Annotated in this window: 18 protein-coding genes; 11 read left to right on the forward strand and 7 right to left on the reverse strand. The window is 62.2% G+C overall.

Features of this window, described 5'->3' with window-relative positions:
• Position 1: 1 nt before the first annotated feature.
• On the reverse strand, positions 2–1159 hold the full coding sequence (gene emhA, locus CKW24_RS08625) for an efflux RND transporter periplasmic adaptor subunit EmhA (protein WP_095167032.1): 1158 nt from the start codon (positions 1157–1159) through the stop codon (positions 2–4).
• Between the two features lie 268 nt (positions 1160–1427).
• Here emhA and emhR point away from each other — a divergent pair, with 268 nt between their 5' ends.
• Together emhR and CKW24_RS08635 are read left to right on the forward strand one after the other, a co-directional pair.
• Complete coding sequence (gene emhR / locus CKW24_RS08630) at positions 1428–2078, forward strand: efflux system transcriptional repressor EmhR (RefSeq protein ID WP_095167034.1); 651 nt, start codon at positions 1428–1430, stop codon at positions 2076–2078.
• Between the two features lie 143 nt (positions 2079–2221).
• Positions 2222–3106: a DMT family transporter gene (locus CKW24_RS08635; protein WP_095167037.1), complete on the forward strand. Its 885-nt coding sequence runs from the start codon at positions 2222–2224 to the stop codon at positions 3104–3106.
• Between the two features lie 61 nt (positions 3107–3167).
• Here the strand turns inward: CKW24_RS08635 and CKW24_RS08640 are convergent, their stop codons facing one another.
• From CKW24_RS08640 to CKW24_RS08650, 3 genes are read right to left on the reverse strand one after another with little or no spacing between them, the layout of a single operon-like run.
• Positions 3168–4217: an alkene reductase gene (locus CKW24_RS08640; RefSeq protein ID WP_095167039.1), complete on the reverse strand. Its 1050-nt coding sequence runs from the start codon at positions 4215–4217 to the stop codon at positions 3168–3170.
• 21 nt (positions 4218–4238) lie between these two features.
• Positions 4239–5405 (reverse strand): MFS transporter, encoded by a 1167-nt coding sequence (locus CKW24_RS08645; RefSeq protein WP_095167041.1) that lies wholly within the window; start codon positions 5403–5405, stop codon positions 4239–4241.
• A gap of 23 nt (positions 5406–5428) precedes the next feature.
• Positions 5429–5734, reverse strand: a complete 306-nt coding sequence (locus tag CKW24_RS08650) for a helix-turn-helix transcriptional regulator (protein ID WP_095167043.1) — start codon at positions 5732–5734, stop codon at positions 5429–5431.
• A 154-nt stretch (positions 5735–5888) separates the two neighbouring features.
• On the opposite strand from CKW24_RS08650, the gene CKW24_RS08655 reads away from it, so the two are divergent.
• Positions 5889–6470 carry an ACP phosphodiesterase gene (locus CKW24_RS08655; protein ID WP_095167045.1) on the forward strand — a complete coding sequence of 194 codons (582 nt, stop codon included), beginning with the start codon at positions 5889–5891 and terminating at the stop codon, positions 6468–6470.
• 30 nt (positions 6471–6500) lie between these two features.
• Here the strand turns inward: CKW24_RS08655 and CKW24_RS08660 are convergent, their stop codons facing one another.
• Together CKW24_RS08660 and olsB are read right to left on the reverse strand one after the other, a co-directional pair.
• Entirely contained in the window at positions 6501–7295 is a 795-nt protein-coding gene (locus tag CKW24_RS08660) for a lysophospholipid acyltransferase family protein (RefSeq protein WP_095167047.1), read from the reverse strand.
• On the reverse strand, positions 7295–8050 hold the full coding sequence (gene olsB / locus CKW24_RS08665; protein WP_095167049.1) for an L-ornithine N(alpha)-acyltransferase: 756 nt from the start codon (positions 8048–8050) through the stop codon (positions 7295–7297). Before olsB ends, CKW24_RS08660 begins: the two co-directional genes overlap by 1 nt.
• Before the next feature lie 140 nt (positions 8051–8190).
• Here olsB and CKW24_RS08670 point away from each other — a divergent pair, with 140 nt between their 5' ends.
• The 5 genes from CKW24_RS08670 (at position 8191) to CKW24_RS08690 (ending at position 12376) form a co-directional block, all read left to right on the forward strand.
• A complete protein-coding gene (locus tag CKW24_RS08670; protein ID WP_095167051.1) occupies positions 8191–9072 on the forward strand; it encodes an acyl-CoA dehydrogenase in 882 nt (293 codons plus the stop codon).
• A 55-nt stretch (positions 9073–9127) separates the two neighbouring features.
• Complete coding sequence (locus tag CKW24_RS08675) at positions 9128–10222, forward strand: serine hydrolase (RefSeq protein ID WP_095167053.1); 1095 nt, start codon at positions 9128–9130, stop codon at positions 10220–10222.
• Positions 10219–10557, forward strand: a complete 339-nt coding sequence (locus CKW24_RS08680; RefSeq protein ID WP_095167055.1) for an amidase — start codon at positions 10219–10221, stop codon at positions 10555–10557. The genes CKW24_RS08675 and CKW24_RS08680 overlap by 4 nt, the downstream gene beginning before the upstream one ends.
• 69 nt (positions 10558–10626) lie before the next feature.
• Positions 10627–11217, forward strand: coding sequence for a YceI family protein (locus CKW24_RS08685; RefSeq protein ID WP_095167057.1), 591 nt, complete (start codon positions 10627–10629; stop codon positions 11215–11217).
• Between the two features lies 1 nt (position 11218).
• Positions 11219–12376 (forward strand): phosphatidylserine/phosphatidylglycerophosphate/cardiolipin synthase family protein, encoded by a 1158-nt coding sequence (locus CKW24_RS08690; RefSeq protein WP_095167058.1) that lies wholly within the window; start codon positions 11219–11221, stop codon positions 12374–12376.
• Positions 12377–12465: 89 nt separating this feature from the next.
• Here the strand turns inward: CKW24_RS08690 and bglX are convergent, their stop codons facing one another.
• Positions 12466–14757, reverse strand: coding sequence for a beta-glucosidase BglX (bglX, locus tag CKW24_RS08695; protein WP_095167060.1), 2292 nt, complete (start codon positions 14755–14757; stop codon positions 12466–12468).
• 230 nt (positions 14758–14987) lie between these two features.
• Here bglX and CKW24_RS08700 point away from each other — a divergent pair, with 230 nt between their 5' ends.
• The 3 genes from CKW24_RS08700 to CKW24_RS08710 are packed head-to-tail and all read left to right on the forward strand — an operon-like array spanning position 14988 to position 17001.
• Positions 14988–15596, forward strand: a complete 609-nt coding sequence (locus CKW24_RS08700) for a LemA family protein (RefSeq protein ID WP_095167062.1) — start codon at positions 14988–14990, stop codon at positions 15594–15596.
• Positions 15597–15617: 21 nt separating this feature from the next.
• A complete protein-coding gene (locus tag CKW24_RS08705) occupies positions 15618–16355 on the forward strand; it encodes a YgcG family protein (protein WP_095167064.1) in 738 nt (245 codons plus the stop codon).
• A gap of 28 nt (positions 16356–16383) precedes the next feature.
• Positions 16384–17001, forward strand: coding sequence for a TPM domain-containing protein (locus CKW24_RS08710; RefSeq protein ID WP_095167066.1), 618 nt, complete (start codon positions 16384–16386; stop codon positions 16999–17001).
• The last annotated feature ends 33 nt before the right edge of the window (positions 17002–17034 follow it).

Consider the following 17034-nt stretch of genomic DNA (forward strand, 5'->3'; position numbering starts at 1 on the left):
TTTACTCCCCTTTGCCGCCTGCAGCTTTGTCTGTTGCCTGTGCAGGGGCCGGGTTTTTCGCGGCTACGTTGGTCGCTTCGCTGACTTGGACTTCAACGCCGGGCTTGACGTACTGCAGGCCTTCGGTGATCAGGCGATCGCCAGCCTTGAGGCCGTCTTCGATCAGCCATTGGCTGCCCACGGTGCGGCTGGCCTTGAGCTGGCGCAGTTCGACCTTGTTGTCAGGGCCTACGACCAGCGCTGTTGGCGATCCCTTGAGGTCACGGGTCACGCCTTGTTGCGGCGCCAGGATGGCGGCGGCGTTGACCCCGGCTTGCAGTTGGGCGTGAACGAACATGCCTGGCAGCAGGGTGTGATCAGGGTTGGGGAATACTGCGCGCAAGGTCACGGAACCGGTGGCTTCATCGACCGAGACTTCGGAGAACTCCAGCTTGCCCTGTCGCTTGTACTCACTGCCGTCCTCGAGGGTCAGCTTGACCATCGCGGCGTTGTCACCGGCTTTCTGCAGGCGACCGCTTTCCAGCTCACGGCGCAATTCCAGCAGTTCCACCGAGGATTGCGTCACATCGACGTAGATCGGGTCCAGTTGCTGGATCACGGCCATGGCGTCGACCTGGCCATTGTTTACCAGGGCACCTTCGGTGACGTTGGAGCGCCCGATACGACCGGTCAGCGGCGCCAGTACCTTGGTGTAGCGCACATTGATCTGGGCGGTCTGCAGCGAGGCTTCCGATTGCAGGCGGTTGGCCAGGGCAGTGTCGTATTCCTGGCGGCTTACGGCTTGTTCGGTGACCAGTTGTTTGTAGCGATCGGAAATCGATTTGGTCGATTGCAGATTGGCTTCGGCGCTTTTCAAGGTGGCCTGGTAGACCGACGGATCGATCTGGTAGAGCTGCTGGCCTTCCTTGACCTCGGCACCTTCTTTGAACAGGCGCTTGAGGATGATGCCGTTGACCTGTGGGCGAACTTCCGCGATGCGGTAGGCCGTGGTGCGGCCCGGCAGTTCGGAGGTCAGGGTAAAGGCTTGGGTTTGCAGGGTAACGACGCCGACCTGAGGGGCGTGTGCAGCAGGGGCCGCCTCTTCCTTTTTACATCCGCTGAGCAGCGATGCCAGGGCGACGGCAGTGACCAGAGCGGTAACAGCTGGCTTGAATTGCATGAAGATCCTCGGGTCAGGCGCGCACAATGCGCACTAGAAAAGTGGAAAGATGAAAAAGTCGCGGTGAGTGGATAAGTAGCTTGCTAAGGAATATACTTACGTTCATGGTTGTTTGTAAACACCTTTGACCGCGTACACACCCGGTTACCAGAGCTGTTTCAAGGTGTGAATTGTAGGCCGGGGACCAAGCCCGTAAGAGGTGATCCCCACATTTGTTCAGAAGATGTTCAGGCATCGCTGAAGCATTCCTGATTGAGGTTTTACTGCCATGGTTCGTCGCACTAAAGAGGAAGCGCAAGAAACCCGCAACCAGATACTCGAAGCCGCTGAGCAAGCCTTTTACGAGCGGGGCGTGGCGCGCACTACGCTGGCGGACATCGCCACCCTGGCCGGGGTGACTCGTGGTGCTATCTATTGGCATTTCAGCAACAAGGCCGACCTGGTCCAGGCCATGCTCGACAGTCTGCGCGAGCCGTTGGATGAGATGGCGCGGGCGAGCGAAAGTGCAGACGAAGAAGATCCGCTGGGCTGCATGCGCAAGCTGCTGATTCATTTGTTTCATCAAGTTGCCTTGGATCCGAAGACCCGCCGCATCAATGAGATTCTGTTTCACAAGTGTGAGTTCACAGATGAAATGTGTGATCTGCGCCAACAACGTCGCACGGTCAGTCTGGATTGCAACATGCGTATCGCGCTGGCATTGCGTAATGCAGTGAATCGTGGACAGTTGCCGGAAAACCTCGATACCGAGCGTGCGGCGGTGAGCATCCATGCCTACATCGATGGCATGCTTTATCAATGGCTGCTGGCCCCCGAAAGCTTTGAGCTGCACCTGGAAGCCGAACGCTGGGTCGACACCGGGCTGGAAATGCTCCGCCTGAGTCCCAGCCTGCGACTGCCGGACAACATGCGTAATTGAGTCTGCCTGTGTCAACACTTAAGGTGAACACTGTCCCGACTGCATTCGCCTTTTGGCGATGGGGTGCTTTTATATACGGACATTCGCCTGCTTGATACATAGCGGGCTACGTATTTTGTAGGGAAATTGTGTCGAGTGTGTGAATGAGTGCGAGCCACCCGTTGTTCAAGACCGCCGAACAACCCGTCAAGGGCATTCTCCTGATTTGCCTGGCTGTGCTGTTGTTCGCCAGCCATGACACCCTGTCCAAGTACCTCTCCGGTTTTTATCCAATAGTCATGGTGGTGTGGGCGCGCTACGTGGTGCACACCCTGTTGATGCTGGTGGTGTTTGTCCCGCGCAGCGGTTTTTCCGCGGTGGTGCGCACCAAGCGTCCCGGGCTGCAGTTTTTGCGGGCGATGTGTCTGATCGGCACCAGTCTGTTTTTCACCACCGGGTTGCGCTACATCCCGTTGGCCGAAGCCACTGCCGTGAACTTCCTCGCACCGTTGCTGGTGACCGCGCTGTCGGTACCGTTGTTGGGCGAGCACGTGACCCGCCGCCAGTGGCTGGCGGTGCTCGGCGGTTTTGCCGGGGTGCTGATCGTGATCCGCCCGGGCGGGGCACTGTTTACCCCGACCATCGTCCTGCCGCTGTGCTCGGCGCTGTGTTTCGGCTTTTACCAGTTACTGACCCGCAAGCTCACCGGCATCGACAGTCCGACCACCAGCAACTTTCTCACCGGCATCATCAACAGCCTGATCATGAGCGCGTTGCTGCCGTTTTTCTGGAGCACGCCGAGCTGGCCGCATGCTGTGTTCATGATTGGCCTGGGCACCTGCGGCATGCTGGGCCACATGCTGCTGACCCAGGCCTTCCGGCATGCGGCGCCGGCAATGCTGGCGCCGTTCAGCTATGGGCAGATTCTGTTCGCCGGGATGTACGGCTACCTGATCTTTGACCATACCCCGGACAGCTACGCCATCGTCGGGATCGCGGTCATTTGCCTGAGCGGCCTGGCGGTCGCCTTTGGCCAGCGCAAACGCTGAAGAAACCCCAGAATGAAAAAACCCCGGTTCGAACCGGGGCTTTTTCATTCTGGCTGACGGCTTATAGCGTTGGGTAGTCGATGTAGCCGACCGGACCCTTGGCGTAGAACAGCTCTGGACGTGCCTCGTTGAGCGGTGCATCGGCTTTCAGGCGAGCAGGCAGGTCTGGGTTGGCAATGAACGGCACGCCGAACGCTACTGCATCGGCCTTGCCGCTGGCCAGCCAGGCGTTGGCGCTGTCCTTGGTGAAACGCTCGTTGACGATGTACGGGCCACCGAAGGCGGCCTTGAGCTGTGGCCCGAGGCTGTCGCCGGCTTCTTTTTCCCGCGAGCAGATGAACGCGATACCGCGCTTGCCCAGTTCACGTGCCACGTAGGTGAAGGTTTCGGCCAGGTTGTCGTCGCCCATGTCATGCAGGTCGGCACGGGGAGACAGGTGCACACCTACGCGGCCGGGGCCCCAGACTTCAATTGCGGCGTCGGTCACTTCCAACAGCAGGCGCGCGCGGTTTTCCAGCGAGCCACCGTAATGGTCGGTGCGCTGGTTGGTGCTGCTTTGCAGGAACTGGTCGAGCAGGTAGCCGTTGGCTCCGTGGATCTCGACCCCATCAAAGCCTGCGGCCTTGGCGTTTTCGGCGCCCACCCGGTAAGCGTCGACGACGTCGGCGATCTCGGCGATTTCCAGGGCGCGCGGGGTCGGGAAGTCGGCGAGGGGGCGAACCAGGCTGACATGGCCTTTGGGCTGCAGGGCGCTTGGTGCGACCGGTGCTTCACCGTTGAGGTAGGAGGGGTGGGAAATCCGGCCCACGTGCCACAGTTGCAGGAAGATCTTGCCGCCGGCGCCGTGGATGGCCTTGGTCACGTTGCTCCAGCCCCGCACCTGGTCGTTGGACCAGATGCCCGGGGTGTCCGGGTAGCCCACGCCCAAGGGCGTGACCGAAGTGGCTTCGCTGAGGATCAGCCCGGCGGAGGCGCGCTGTACGTAGTACTCAGCCATCAGGGCGTTGGGCACTCGACCTTCGTCCGCGCGGCAGCGGGTCAAGGGGGCCATGATGATGCGGTTGGCCAACTCGAGGTCGCCCAGTTTGATTGGATCGAAAATAGTCGTCATGTAAAAGCGCTCGCAGGTAGATCAGTTGGTCGCAGGAGCCAGTTCGGCGTCGCCGCCCTGGCGGAAGGTAATCAGGGTCACCAGCAGGGCGAGTACCGCCAGTGCTGCCGCCGCGAGTGGCACGCTGGTCAGACCAAAACCGTGGGCAATCACGCTGCCGCCGACCCAGGCGCCGAGGGCGTTGCCGATGTTGAAGGCGCCGATGTTGAGGGTCGACACCAGGTTCGGTGCGGCCTTGCCGTAGGTCACCACGTTGACTTGCAGGGCCGGCACGGCGGCAAAACACGCGGTAGCCCAGAGGAACAAGGTAATTTCGGTGGGGATCAGTGCAACGCTGGTCCAGGTCAGCACCGTGGAGATCACGGCCATCGAGATGAACACGCCGATCAACGTGGCGGCCATGCCCTTGTCTGCCAGCTTGCCGCCGATAATGTTGCCGACCGTCAGGCCCAGGCCGATCAGCATCAGGGTCCAGGTCACACCGCGAGGCGAGACGCCGGTGACTTCGCCCAGCAGCGGTGCGACATAGGTGAACAGAGTGAATACCGACGCGGCGAACAGCGCGGTCATGCTCAGGGACAGCCAGATACCAGCGCCCTTGAGAGCTCGCAGTTCGGCGCGCATGTCGAGTTTTTCTTCATCGCGCTTGGCCGGCAGGAAGCGGATCAGGCCGATCAGGGCGACCACGCCGATCACGGTCACCGCCCAGAAGGTCGAGCGCCAGCCGGCTTGCTGGCCGAGCGCAGTGCCTAGCGGTACGCCAAGCACGTTGGCCAGGGTCAGGCCGGTGAACATCAAGGCTACGGCCGAAGCACGCTTGTTGGCCGGCACCAGGCCTGCCGCGACCACCGAGCCGATGCCGAAAAACGCACCGTGGCAGAGGGCGGTGACCACCCGGGCAAACATCAGCACGTTGTAGTCGGTGGCCAGGGCGCACAGCAGGTTGCCGACGATGAAAATCCCCATCAACGCTACCAGCGCCGCCTTGCGTGGCAGTTTGGCGGTGGCCAGGGCCATGAACGGCGCACCGATCGCCACGCCGAGGGCGTAACCGGTCACCAGCCAGCCGGCGCCGGGAATCGACACACCGAGGTCGGCCGCCACATCGGGCAGCAGGCCCATGATGACGAACTCGGTGGTGCCGATGGCGAAGGCGCTCAAGGCCAGGATGAGGAGCGAGAGGGGCATGGGTGGAGTCCTTGTCGAGCTCCTCAGAGCTCTTTGCCTAAGGTGTCGAGGAACGCCTGGATGGTTTCCTCGTTACGTTTGTAGAAATGCCATTGGCCGACTTTCTGGCTGCGGATCAGGCCGGCCCGGTGCAGGGTCGCCAGGTGCGCAGAGACAGTCGATTGCGACAGGCCGCAGCGTTGATCGATTTGCCCGCAGCAGACGCCGAAGTCGGTGCTGTGCTCCTGATCGGGGAACTGGGTCGCGGGGTCTTTCAGCCAGTTGAGGATGTCTCGCCGTACTGGGTGTGCCAGGGCTTTTATTATTTCGTCGAGGTCGATGGTGGACATGGCAGTGCTCGAATTGGGTAAAACGTTATATCGCGATAAGGCGAACTTTAAATCGGTACTTCGCGATATACCAATATGATTTTGATCTGAGGTCAGCTTGAATCGGTATATCGGGTTATAACGATATGTGTGGCGCGGTGCTAAGCTACGCGCTATGAACTATCTCGCACATCTTCACCTCGGTGGCCAGCGTCCCGGTCAATTGCTCGGCAGTTTGTACGGCGATTTTGTCAAAGGCCGGCTGCAAGGGCAGTTTCCTGCGGAGGTCGAGGACGCCATCACCCTGCATCGACAAATCGATGTGTTTACCGACCGTCATGGCTTGGTGGACGTCGCGTTGTCGCGTTTCAGCCTGACCCGGCGGCGGTATGCCGGAATCGTGCTCGACGTGTTTTTCGACCATTGCCTGGCCCGGGATTGGGCGTTGTATGCCGATTCGTCGTTGCCGGCCTTCACTGCGGACGTGTACCGGGTACTCGCCGCCGAACCGCAGTTGCCGGGGCGGCTGGCGCAGATCGCACCCTACATGGCGGCGGATGACTGGCTGGGTTCGTATCGCGACTTTGCGGTGCTCGACCAGGTGCTGCGGGGGATCTCGCGGCGCCTGTCACGTCCCGAAGAACTGGCCGCCGCGATGCAGGAGCTGGAGCGCTTGTATGAACCGCTGAGCGAGGACTTTCGTTTGTTCTATCCAGAACTGCAGCGGTTCTCGGCACAGCACCTGCGTACGCCTTGATACCGGTAGCCGGTTCCCCCGCCGTTGGATTCAGGCCGCGATCAGTTCACCCGCAGGTCTTGGTTGGGCCGGTTGTGCCACGTCGCCAAACAACGCGTTGTGCACCGCTTGCTGGGCGGCAAACGCCAGGGCGGCGCGCTCCTGGCCGTGACAGGTTATGGGCTTGAGCAGGTGGATGTGGACGTCGCCCTGGTCGTTGGCGAACAGGCGCATCAGGTGCGATAGCAAGTCGTCATCGCCGATGAAGGGCGCCAGAGGGTCGATCTGCCCGTCGCGCAGGTAACGGATCGCCACCGGTTGCAGGGCAACATCGGCGTCGATCGCGGCCGAGAGCAGGCGGCCATGGAAGGTGCGCAGTGAGCGCCCATCGGTGGTGGTGCCTTCGGGGAACATCAGCAGCGGGTGTTGCTGTTGCAGGTGACGGCTCATTTGCTTGCGGATCAGTTGGCTGTCGCCCGCGCCGCGGCGGATGAACAGGCTGCCGGCCTTGGCCGCCAGCCAGCCGGCGACCGGCCAGGTGCGCACTTCGGCCTTGGACAGGAACGACAACGGGGTGAGCATGCCCAGCAAGGGAATGTCGGTCCAGGACACGTGGTTGCTGACCCAAAGCATCGGCTGTTGCGGCAACTGCCCATGCACCGTCACCCGAAAGGGCAGGGCGCGGCTCAAGCGCTTCATGAAAAACCGCGACCAGCGTTGGCGCCGCAGCATCGAATTGGCCACTCCCAGACGCTCGAACAGGCCAAACACCAAGGCCATGCTCAAGCCGAGCGCCACCACCAGCAACACCCTGGTCACCCGTGCGTACACCCGCAAGCGGCTCATTACACGGCCGCCTTGAAGTGCTTGGCGTAACGCGGGCAGAGCTCATCGCGCTTGAGCAGGATGAACACATCGGCGACCTGGAAGTCTTCGTCCCAGCACGGCTCGCCGCAGATCTTCGCGCCCAGGCGCATGTAGGCCTTGAGCAGCGGCGGCATTTCGGCAATCACGTTGGACGGGATGTCGAGGCTGGGCAGCGGCTTTTTCGGTTCGGCGCGCAGGTGCTCGGTGCACAGGTAACGTTCGCGCAGGCGCTGCATGATCGCGTGGGCCTGGATCCCGCCGTCCTGCATCGGAATGCTCGCGCAACCCATCAGGTAACTGTAGCCACCCTGGTTCAGGACCTCGGCCAGTTCCCCCCACAGCACGGCGATGGTGCCGCCGTTGCGGTATGCCGGGTCGACGCAGGTGCGGCCGATTTCCAGGATCGGTCCCTGCAGGTGCACCAGGCCGTGCAGGCTGAACTCCTCTTCACTGTAGAAGCGTCCCAGGCTGCTGGCCGCAGTGTGGTCGAGCAGGCGGGTGGTCGCGACCAAGCGTCCGGTATTCAGGTCCCGCACACCAATGTGGCTGCAGTGAACATCGTAGTCATCCATGTCCAGACCCAGTTCCGCGCCTTTGAGTTTGGCGTTGAATTCTCCGCTAAAGACATTGAAGCGCAGGGCCTGGGCTTGTTGCAGGGCCTGGGCACCGATCAGGCGTTCGGCTTGCAGGCGGCGTTCAGTGCCGGTGTCGCGGATGCAGGCGATCTGGGTCATGGTGAATCTCCGTACTGGCTGCTCACCCGTCATGGGTTGCAGTCGATCGACTTTGTTGTGCAAAGTCAGGCTATGTAGCCCCGGTGTCATCGCCATGAAGCTTTGGTGATGCTTGTATGACAGCCCTTGAGGAGCCGTATATGCCTTGGCAAGCCCTGCTGAACTGCCGCACACGATTGCCCGCAAACCCCGACCTGGCCGAGGGTTACGCCCGATTGCTGGAAACCTTGGGGGCGGTAACGCCGTTCGAACTGGCCGTGCGCGGTGCACGTTTGATGGCCACCCCCGGCTGGGCATTTCTGGTGGGTTACCAGGCTGCCTTGCGCATGTTGTGGCCCAGCGCACCCCTGAGCCTGGGGGCTTTATGTGCGACCGAACAGCGCAGCCTGCGCCCGGCGGACATGCAAACTCGCTTGAGCGACCTGCGCCTGAGCGGGCGCAAGGACTTCGTCACTGCTGGCGATGCGGCGGACTGGTTGCTGATTGCCGCACGCAGCGAAGATCCGTGCCAGTCCCCACGCTTGAGCCTGGCGGTGGTGTATCCCGGTGAGCCGGGGGTGCGCCTGGAGAAACTGCCCGCCATCCCCTTGATGCCGGACATCAGCCACGGCCGGCTGTTTCTCGACGGTGCCTTGTGTGAACTGCTGGCCGGCGATGGCTGGGATGCCTACGTCAAACCCTTCCGCACCCTGGAAGACCTGTATGTGCTCAGCGCCCTATGCGCCTGGCTGTATGGCGTCGGCGAGGACAGCGACTGGCCGCAAGCGCTGCAACTGAAGTTGCTGGCGCTGCTGGCCGGGTGCGCCGAGGTCAGCCGGCAGCCGCCCAACAGCAGCGCCGGGCATGTCCTGCTCGGTGGCCTGTTCGCCCAGTTCGAGGATTTGCAGGGTTCGCTGGATGAAGCTTTTGCCGATGGCCCGCCACAGTGGGCGGGCTTGTGGACGCGCGATCGCGCGGTACTCGACCTGGCGGCTGGCGCACGGGCCAAGCGGTTGGCCAAGGCGTTGGCTGGGGCCTTGTAGAATTGTCACCTATCTAGACTAGGCTCAGCAGGTTCCTCCTGCCGAGCCACAGCCCATGATCAAAGGCGTTTTCCTGCTGTTGATGTTGTTGTGCAGTTGCGCGGTAACTGCACAGGACTGGCCCGCCGAGCAATGGGCGCCCGGTCCACCCGGCAGTGGCCCGGCGCTGGCGGCGCTGGAGGACTATGCCTTTGCCAACCGTGACGAGGCCACCCGCAAGGGCATCCGCACCGATGCCTTGCTGGTGATCCGTGACGGTCAACTGGTCTATGAGCGCTACGCCGGCGGCACCACGGCCGACACCCCGCACCTGACCTGGTCGGTCAGCAAAAGCCTGATGGCCGCCGTGCTGGGCGTGGCCTATGGCGAAGGTCGGTTCTCCTTGCAGGACCCGGTGGCGAAGTTCTTGCCTGCCTTGATGCCTCATCCCGGGATCAGTTTCGCCGATCTGCTGCACTGGGCGTCAGGGTTGGACTGGCAGGAAGACTATGAGTACGCCCCCTTGAACTCATCGGTGGTGGCCATGCTGTATACCCGTGGGCATACCGATATGGCGGGCTTCACCGCCGCACACCCGGCATTCGGCGCACCCGGGCAACACTTTCGTTATTCCAGCGGCGACAGCAACCTGTTGTCTGCGGCGCTGAAAAACATCCTCGGTGCGCAGCGTTACGCCGACTATCCCTGGACCGCGCTGTTCGAACCCCTGGGTATTCGCAGCGCCGTGTGGGAGCGCGACGCCACGGGCACCTTTGTCGCGTCCTCCTACGCCTACATGACTGCCCGCGACTTGGCGCGCATCGGTCTGCTGATGCAGCGCCAGGGTCGTTGGGGCGAGCGCCAGTTGCTGCCTGCCGATTGGGTCGCGTTCAATCTCCAGCCCTTCGCCCACTACCAGGCTAATCAGGATGCCGCTGTGCCGGGCGGTCATTGGTGGCTCAATCGCCCGGTGGATGGCGCGCCGCGGCCCTGGCCCGATGCACCGCCAGACAGCTTCGCCGCCTTGGGCCACTGGGGGCAGGCGCTGTACGTGCTGCCTGGCGAGAAGCTGGTGATCGTGCGGTATGCCGATGATCGTGATGGCAGTTACCGTCACAACGAACTGCTCAAGCGCGTCCAGGCCGCGTTCCCACCGCAGGTGCTGCCATGACCGGTGATTTTGTGCGGCGCCGTCCGCTACTCAGCCTGCTGCTGGGGTTGCTGGTCCTGATGTTGGTCCTGTTGCTGGGTTGGGGCTGGCAGCAGCGGGTTGCCTTGTCGGCGTTCCCCGACATCCTCAGCGCCTACACTGCCAAGGAGTATTGTTCCTGTCGCTACGTGGCCGGTCAGTCGGCGCCGTATTGCCAGGGGTACGTCAAGCAGTACCTGCCCATCAGCGATTTTGTCGATGACCCCGAGCACAAACGGGTCAAGGCCAGCGGCCTGGGACGCACCCATACCGCCAGTTGGCTGGGCGTGCGCGAGGGCTGTCGGCTGATTCCGTGATCTTCCAGGTTTGCAATCGGCACCGGGCCAGTTAAGGTTCGTTCAGGTTTATCGGCCCCACGAGTGTCTATGTTCAACCGCTCCCTCTATAAAGCAGTCGCGTTCTCGCTGCTGGCCGGCTGCGCCGCGTCAGCCCAGGCCAATTGGTACCTGGACGGCGAGTCCTCACGCCTGTCGTTTATCTCCACCAAAAACACCCATATCGCCGAGGTCCAGCGCTTTCTGGTGCTGCACGGCAAGGTCGATCCCAAGGGCCTGGCGCAAGTCGAAGTCGAGTTGGACTCGGTCAACAGCGGCGTGCCGCTGCGTGATGAGCGCATGCGCAAGGAGCTGTTCGAGATCGAGGCGTTTCCCGAAGCGTTGATTACCACCCAGATCGATCTACGGCCGATCAACGACCTGGCCCCCGGCGCGCAGCTGGAGTTGCGCCTGCCATTGACCGTCAGCCTGCACGGCAAGCAGCACAGCTACGACGCCGAGCTGCTGGCAACCCGCCTGGATGATCGGCGGTTCCAGGTGGTGACCCTGGAACCGGTGGTGATCAGTGCCGCGGATTTTGACCTGGTGCCGGGGCTGGAACGGCTGCGCAAGCTGGCCGACCTGTCGGCCATCAGTCTGTCGGTACCGGTGGGCGCGGTACTGATTTTCACGGCGCGCTGACATGGCCGGCGCGGTGTTCCCATGGCGTGACGGCAACCGCTTTGAATTGCTGGTCGACGGCCCGCAGTTCTTCCCGCGCATGCTGCAGGCGATTGCCAATGCCCGGGAGCAGGTCGAACTGGAACTCTACCTGGTGGAGGCGGGTGCCTGCGCCGAGGCAATGGTGCAAGCGCTGGTGCAGGCCGCCGAGCGCGGCGTGCGGGTGCGTTGCCTGTTCGATGACTATGGCAGCCTGGCTTTCACTCTCGGCCTACGGCGCCGGTTGAACGAGGCCGGTGTCGAGCTGCGCCTTTACAATCGCCTGAGCTGGCGGCGCTGGGTGCGCAACCTGTACCGCGACCACCGCAAGTTGCTGCTGGTCGACCAGGTGCTGGCGGTGGTCGGCGGCACCGGGGTCACGGATGAATTCTGGACGCCGGGTCACGACAGCAGCGAATGGCATGAGGTGATGGTGGAAATCAGCGGCCCGCTGGTGCACGACTGGCAGTCGCTGTTCGATCGCCAATGGCGTGCCAACCGCCACCGCCGCGCCTGGAAGCCGGCCTCGGACTTCGGTCTGCCGCGCCTGCCCCGGGTGCCGTCGATGGGTGAAGGGATGGGCCGGGTGGCCTATGCCGACGCCGGCCAGCACCGGGATATCCTGCAATCACTGTTCCGCGCCCTCAACAGCGGCCAGCGGCGCATCTGGCTGGCGACTCCGTATTTCTTGCCGACCTGGAAGATCCGCCGCTCCCTGCGCAAGGCCGCCGCCCGTGGCATCGATGTGCGCCTGCTGCTGACCGGGCCGCGCACTGACCACCCCTCAGTGCGGTATGCCGGGCATCGTTACTACCCGCGATTGCTCAAGGCCGGGGTAAAAATATTCGAGTACCAGCCGTGTTTCCTGCACCTGAAAATGGTCCTGGTGGATGACTGGGTGAGCATTGGCTCGTGCAACTTCGATCACTGGAACCTGCGGTTCAATCTGGAAGCCAACCTCGAAGCCCTCGATACCGGCCTGACCCAGGCGGTGGTGGCGAGTTTCGAGCGGGACTTCGGCCTGAGCCAACAGGTCAGTCTGGAGGAATGGCAACGCCGGCCGTGGTGGCGCCGGATCAAGCAGCGGGTGTGGGGATGGGTGGATCGGGTGGTGGTGAACCTGCTGGATCGGCGGGGCTGAGCCCAGCCTCGCAAACAGCCAAAACCCCTGTGGGTATATGCACTGTGGGAGCAGCTCGCTCCCACAGGGTAATGGTGTTGCCTCTGCGGTCAGAGCAACTCGAAGCTCTGCTGCGTCACCGCCTCGGAATCCAGGCCGATCTGCACGTTGAACTTGCCAGGTTCGGCTGCGTACTTGAGCTGGGTGTTGTAGAACTTCAGGTCGTCTTCTTCGATGCTGAAATGCACGACTTTCTGTTCGCCGGCCTTGAGCAGCACTTTCTGGAAGCCCTTGAGTTCCTTGATCGGGCGGATCATCGACCCGGTCTCGTCCTGGATGTACAGCTGCACTACGGTTTCACCATCACGCTTGCCGGTGTTCTTGACCGTCACACTGGCGTCGATCTTGCCGGTCTTGTTCAGCGTGGTCGACGACAGCGCCATTTCCGACAGGCTGAACTGGGTGTAGCTCAGGCCATAACCGAACGGGTAGAGCGGGCCGGTGGTGTCATCGAAGTACTGGGAGGTGTAGTTGCCAGGTTTACCCGGCGTGAACGGGCGGCCGATGGTCAGGTGGTTGTAGTAGGTCGGAATCTGCCCCACCGAACGCGGGAAGCTGATTGGCAGCTTGCCGGACGGGTTGTAGTCGCCGAACAGTACATCGGCGATGGCGTTGCCGCCTTCGGTGCCACTGAACCAGGTTTCGAGGATCGCGTCGGCTTGTTCGTTCTCTTCGAGAATGCTCAACGGCCGGCCGTTCATCAGCACCAGCACCAACGGTTTGCCGGTGGCCTTGAGCGCCTTGATCAGCTCGCGCTGGTTGGCGGGCAGGTTGAGGTCGGTGCGGCTCGAGGACTCGTGGGACATGCCCCGGGACTCGCCCACGGCGGCAACGATCACATCGGCCTGCTGCGCGGCTTTCACCGCTTCGTCGATCAGTACCTGCGCCGAACGTGGGTCATCGACCACTTCCGGGGCATCGAAGTTGAGGAAGTTCAGGTAATCGACGACTTTCTTGTCCGAGGTGATGTTGGCGCCTCGGGCATAGTGCAGGGTGGCCTGGTCGCCGAGGGCGCGGGTCATGCCGTCGAACAGGGTCACCGATTGCGCCGGACGCCCGGCGGCGGCCCAACTGCCCATCATGTCGATCGGCGCCTTGGCGAGCGGACCGACCAGGACGATCTTCGCGGTTTTCTTCAGCGGCAGGGTTTCGTTGTGGTTCTTCAGCAACACCAGGCTGCGGCGCGCCACGTCACGGGCTTCGGCACGGTGCAGGCGGCTTTCGGCATAGGTGTCGACCGGGTCATCCTCGGCCTTGCCGATACGCAGGTACGGGTCGCGGAACAGGCCCATGTCGTACTTGGCGCCCAGCACTTCACGCACGGCGTTGTCGATGTCGCTCTGCTCGATCTCGCCGGCCTTCAGCAAGCCCGGCAGTTCCTTGCCGTAGAGGGTGTCGTTCATGCTCATGTCGATGCCGGCCTTGATTGCCAGCTTCGCCGCTTCGCGACCATCACGGGCCACGCCGTGCTTGATCAGTTCGAAAATCGCCCCGTGGTCACTCACCGCCAGGCCCTTGAAGCCCCACTCCTTGCGCAGCAGGTCCTGCATCAGCCACAGGTTGGCCGTGGCCGGAATGCCGTTGATCGAGTTCAGTGCCACCATCACCCCGCCCGCGCCGGCATCGATGGCCGCACGGTACGGTGGCAGGTAGTCCTGGTACATCTTCACCGGACTCATGTCGACGGTATTGTAGTCACGCCCGCCTTCGACCGCGCCGTACAGGGCGAAGTGCTTGACGCTGGCCATGATGTTGTCGGCGCCGATCAGGCCGGTGCCCTGGTAGGCCTTGACCATCACCTGGGCAATGCGCGACACCAGGTAGGTGTCTTCGCCGAACCCTTCGGAGGTGCGGCCCCAGCGAGGATCGCGGGAGATATCGACCATCGGCGCAAAGGTGATGTCGAGGCTGTCGGCGGCGGCTTCCTTGGCGGCAATGCGCCCGCTCAGGCCAATGGCGTCCATGTCCCAGCTCGAGGCCAGTGCCAGCGGGATCGGGAAAATCGTGCGGTGGCCGTGGATCACGTCATAGGCGAAGAACATCGGGATCTTCAGCCGGCTGCGCATGGCCGCGTCCTGCATCGGCCGGTTTTCCGGGCGAGTGATCGAGTTGAACGTGCCACCGATGTTCCCAGCGGCGATTTCCTTGCGGATCATCTCGCGCGGCATTTCCGGGCCGATGCTGATCAGGCGCAACTGGCCGATCTTTTCGTCCAGGGTCATCTGCTTCATCAGGTTGCTGACGAACGCGTCCTTGTTCTCAATGGGGGCAGGCTTGGTATCGGCCATTACCGAGTGACTGGCCAGGCCGATGGCCAGGCTCAGCAAACACAGCTTCTTCATGAATAGTTTTCTCAAACGCTAAAACGACGCTCAGCGAAACGCATCGGGTCAGCCAAAATTTAGGGAGCGACTATTGTTGAGTGGGTAAATGCAGCAAACTTCGAACTCTTTATTCGCGCTGGGCATCTTTTAGCCGATTGGCGAGATGCAATCCAGTGGCGGGGACAGATTAAGTCCCCAGGGGATCAATTGAAGGCTGCCGGTCTATTTCCATCAGGAGCAACACTGACATGAATGTACAACAGCACTCTCGCTCGGCCTGGCAAGTCACGGTTCTAATGCTGCTGACCACGGTTCTGGCCGGCTGCGGCATCAACACCATTCCTACCCTCGACGAACAGGCCAAGGCGGCCTGGTCGCAAGTGCAGAACCAGTACCAGCGGCGCGCCGACCTGATCCCCAACCTGGTGGAAACGGTCAAGGGTTATGCCAAGCATGAACAGGACACCCTGACCGCAGTGATCGAGGCGCGGGCCAAGGCCACCTCGATCCAGGTCGACGCCAGCACCCTGGACAATCCGGAAAAACTCAAACAGTTCCAGCAAGCCCAGGATGGCTTGAGCAGTGCGCTCAGCCGTTTGATGGTGGTGTCCGAGCGCTACCCGGACCTCAAGGCCAACCAGAACTTCCTGGCCCTGCAGTCGCAACTTGAAGGCACCGAGAACCGCATCGCCGTGGCGCGTCGTGACTTTATCGCTGCCGTGCAGGCCTACAACACCGAGATCCGCACCTTCCCGGGTCGCCTGTGGCATAGCGTGATGTACAGCGACCTGCCGATCCGCCAGACCTTCGAGGCCACCAGCCCCGACGCCGATAAAGCACCGCAAGTGAAGTTCTGATCAGGCTTCAATGAGGTGTCGATGCGTTTATTACGGATAGGCCTGGCGCTGTGGCTCCTGGCATGTGTGACCACCGTCCAGGCAGCGCTGGCGTTTCCCGCGCTGACTGGGCGGGTGGTAGACACCGCCCAGATGATCGACCCGATTGTGCGCGAGCAACTGACTCAACAGTTGCAGGCGCTGGAGCAGACCAGCGGCGACCAGATCGTGGTGGTCACCGTACCTGACCTGCAAGGCCTGCCCATCGAGGACTACGGTTATCAATTGGGCCGCCACTGGGGTATCGGCCAGAAGGGCAAGGACAATGGCGCGCTGCTGATCGTCGCCCGGGATGAGCGCAAATTGCGCATCGAAGTCGGCTATGGCCTGGAAGGCGTGCTGACCGATGCGCAGTCCTGGGTGATCATCAACCAGGTGATCGCGCCGGCATTCAAGACCGGCAACTACAGCAAAGGCATCAGCGACGGTGTCGCGGCGATGTTGCAGGTGGTGGGCGGTGACCCGCTGGCTGTACCGGCCCATGTGGCGGACGCCAATTTCGCCAAGGATAATCCGGCGTTCTCCATCGGCATGTTCGTGCTGCTGCTGATCGTGTTGTGGTTGTGCAATCGCATGGGGTTACCGGTGGGCGCGATTCTTCTGGCCATTCTCAGCAGCAGTGGACGTGGCGGCGGAGGCGGAGGTGGCGGTGGCGGTGGCGGTGGCTTCAGAGGTGGCGGTGGTGGTTTCGGCGGCGGCGGGGCCTCGGGCGGCTGGTAATGACAATAACTAAAGAGCATCTGCAACCATGGCATTACTGAGCGAACACGAACAACGCCAGGTCGCCGAAGCGATCGCCAAGGTCGAGCAACAGACCGACGCGGAGCTGGTGACCGTGCTGGCGGCCCGGGCCGACGACTACGCCTACATCCCTTTGCTGTGGGCCAGCCTGTTGGCGTTGGTGGTGCCGGGGATCATTCATTACCTGTTCGGCTGGATGAGCATGTACACCTTGCTGCTGGCGCAGTGGGCGACCTTCATTGTGTTGTGCTTGCTGTTTCGCCTGCCGAAAATCACCACCCGGCTGATTCCGCGTTCCGTGCGGCACTGGCGAGCGTCGAATCTGGCGCGTCGGCAGTTCCTGGAGCAGAACCTGCACCACACGGTGGGCAGTACCGGAGTGCTGATTTTTGTCAGTGAAGCGGAGCGTTACGTAGAAATCCTGGTGGACGACGGCATCTCCAAGCGCCTGGATGACAGCTGTTGGGATGCCATCGTCAAGGCCTTCACCCAGCAGGTGAAACAGGGGCAGACATTGGCCGGGTTTATTGCCTGCATTGAAGCCTGCGGGGAGTTGCTCAAGGTGCATGTGCCGCTGACGCAAACCCGCAATGAGTTACCGAATCGGTTGGTGGTACTCGATTAGATGAAACATCCATAGCCGCTGGCGTTCGACAGC

The organism is Pseudomonas sp. Irchel 3H3 (genome assembly GCF_900187635.1).
In the GTDB taxonomy this organism is placed as follows: Bacteria; Pseudomonadota; Gammaproteobacteria; order Pseudomonadales; family Pseudomonadaceae; genus Aquipseudomonas.

Excerpts from the sequence above, each read along its gene's own strand:
- emhA (WP_095167032.1), bottom strand. The coding sequence starts at position 1,159 with ATGCAATTCAAGCCAGCTGTTACCGCTCTGGTCACTGCCGTCGCCCTG.
- emhR (WP_095167034.1), top strand. The coding sequence starts at position 1,428 with ATGGTTCGTCGCACTAAAGAGGAAGCGCAAGAAACCCGCAACCAGATA.
- CKW24_RS08635 (WP_095167037.1), top strand. The coding sequence starts at position 2,222 with ATGAGTGCGAGCCACCCGTTGTTCAAGACCGCCGAACAACCCGTCAAG.
- CKW24_RS08640 (WP_095167039.1), bottom strand. The coding sequence starts at position 4,217 with ATGACGACTATTTTCGATCCAATCAAACTGGGCGACCTCGAGTTGGCC.
- CKW24_RS08645 (WP_095167041.1), bottom strand. The coding sequence starts at position 5,405 with ATGCCCCTCTCGCTCCTCATCCTGGCCTTGAGCGCCTTCGCCATCGGC.
- CKW24_RS08650 (WP_095167043.1), bottom strand. The coding sequence starts at position 5,734 with ATGTCCACCATCGACCTCGACGAAATAATAAAAGCCCTGGCACACCCA.
- CKW24_RS08655 (WP_095167045.1), top strand. The coding sequence starts at position 5,889 with ATGAACTATCTCGCACATCTTCACCTCGGTGGCCAGCGTCCCGGTCAA.
- CKW24_RS08660 (WP_095167047.1), bottom strand. The coding sequence starts at position 7,295 with ATGAGCCGCTTGCGGGTGTACGCACGGGTGACCAGGGTGTTGCTGGTG.
- olsB (WP_095167049.1), bottom strand. The coding sequence starts at position 8,050 with ATGACCCAGATCGCCTGCATCCGCGACACCGGCACTGAACGCCGCCTG.
- CKW24_RS08670 (WP_095167051.1), top strand. The coding sequence starts at position 8,191 with ATGCCTTGGCAAGCCCTGCTGAACTGCCGCACACGATTGCCCGCAAAC.
- CKW24_RS08675 (WP_095167053.1), top strand. The coding sequence starts at position 9,128 with ATGATCAAAGGCGTTTTCCTGCTGTTGATGTTGTTGTGCAGTTGCGCG.
- CKW24_RS08680 (WP_095167055.1), top strand. The coding sequence starts at position 10,219 with ATGACCGGTGATTTTGTGCGGCGCCGTCCGCTACTCAGCCTGCTGCTG.
- CKW24_RS08685 (WP_095167057.1), top strand. The coding sequence starts at position 10,627 with ATGTTCAACCGCTCCCTCTATAAAGCAGTCGCGTTCTCGCTGCTGGCC.
- CKW24_RS08690 (WP_095167058.1), top strand. The coding sequence starts at position 11,219 with ATGGCCGGCGCGGTGTTCCCATGGCGTGACGGCAACCGCTTTGAATTG.
- bglX (WP_095167060.1), bottom strand. The coding sequence starts at position 14,757 with ATGAAGAAGCTGTGTTTGCTGAGCCTGGCCATCGGCCTGGCCAGTCAC.
- CKW24_RS08700 (WP_095167062.1), top strand. The coding sequence starts at position 14,988 with ATGAATGTACAACAGCACTCTCGCTCGGCCTGGCAAGTCACGGTTCTA.
- CKW24_RS08705 (WP_095167064.1), top strand. The coding sequence starts at position 15,618 with ATGCGTTTATTACGGATAGGCCTGGCGCTGTGGCTCCTGGCATGTGTG.
- CKW24_RS08710 (WP_095167066.1), top strand. The coding sequence starts at position 16,384 with ATGGCATTACTGAGCGAACACGAACAACGCCAGGTCGCCGAAGCGATC.